Origin of the sequence: Gluconacetobacter entanii (genome assembly GCF_003206495.1) — a bacterium.
In the GTDB taxonomy this organism is placed as follows: Bacteria; Pseudomonadota; Alphaproteobacteria; order Acetobacterales; family Acetobacteraceae; genus Novacetimonas; species Novacetimonas entanii.
Map to the genome: position 1 here is coordinate 1 of NZ_NKUF01000122.1, position 1,313 is coordinate 1,313.

Annotated in this window: 1 protein-coding gene; it reads right to left on the reverse strand. The window is 58.6% G+C overall.

Annotated features, from left to right (window positions below):
* Window positions 1-60 precede the first annotated feature (60 nt).
* Window positions 61-1,247, reverse strand: a protein-coding gene (locus CFR72_RS16790) for an IS3 family transposase (protein WP_110914815.1) whose coding sequence is annotated in 2 segments (ribosomal slippage) — window positions 61-989 and window positions 989-1,247 — 1,188 coding nt in all. Because the reading frame shifts where the segments join, the coding sequence is not laid out codon by codon here.
* Between the last annotated feature and the right edge of the window lie 66 nt (window positions 1,248-1,313).

A 1,313-nucleotide genomic window follows, 5' to 3' on the forward strand; every position in this document is an offset into this window, starting at 1 on the left:
TGAGGTGGTCCCGTCCGTTCGGACAGTTTTGCGGGCTTGATAAGCTATACCCGATTGTTGTTATGCCGCCCTTCTGACGGCGTTGCTGTTGGCCATCTGGTCCGGGGTTAACCCCGGACCAGATGGCGTCGGCACGTCATAATACGCCTCATCGGGCGTACGTCCAGCCAGCGCCGTATGCGGACGCCTTTCGTTATAATGGGCGATCCATCTGCCAAGCCCGGCCCTCAGCTCTGATCCGGTCTCGAACGCGTGCAGGTAGACGCATTCATATTTCAGCGACCGCCACAGACGCTCGATGAACACGTTATCCAGCCATCGCCCACGCCCGTCCATACTGATGCGGATCTGACGCTCTTCCAGTATCCCGCTGAAACGGGGTGTCGTAAATTGCGACCCCTGGTCAGTATTGAAAATGTCCGGGGCGCCATAGCGCATGAGGGCATCCTGTAGCGCCTCGATACAGAACTCCACGTCCATCGTGTTCGACAGACGCCAGGACAGGACCTTGCGCGTGAACCAGTCCATGATCGCCACGAGATAGAGAAATCCCCGTTTCATGGGAATATATGTGATATCGGAACACCAGACCTGGTCAGGCCGATTGATGACCAGATCCCGTAGCAGATATGGATATTTCCGATGCTCCGGATGGGGCACGGTCGTGCGCGGCTTCTGGTAGATCGCCCGCAGGCCCATGATCGCCATGAGCCGCCGGACCCGCTTGCGGCCCACTTCATGTCCGTGGCGGCGCAGATGCCATGTCATCTGCCGTGAACCATAATACGGCGTTTCCAGGAACTGGGCGTCGATCAGCCGCATCAGCTCCAGATTGGCTTCGCTCTGTGGCACAGGCCGATAGTAGACGCCCGACCGGTTGAGTTGCAGTAGCGTGCATTGCCGGATTATCGGCAGACGCGCTCGCTTCGGGTCAATCATCTGCCGCCTCTGATCACGCCCAACCGAGCAGAGGCATCGCGTAAAAAATCCCGTTCCACGAGAAGTTCGCCTATCTTCGCGTGCAGTTTCTCCACGTCAGCTGGGCTGACCGGGGGCTCAGCCACCGTCTTCCCGGAAAAGGTCGCCGCCATCCCCTCGATCGCCTGCCGTTTCCACTGGGCGATCATCGTCTGATGTACCCCATGTTTCGAAGCCAGTTCCGCCAGCGTCAGTTCCCCACGGATCGCCTCCAGCGCAACCCGTGACTTGAACTCTGCCGCATACCTCTTCCGCGTAACCTTGCCCATAAAACCCGTCCTCGTTCAGGCCAGATGATAGCTTATCGCCCTGTCCGAAAAATGGGGACCACCTCT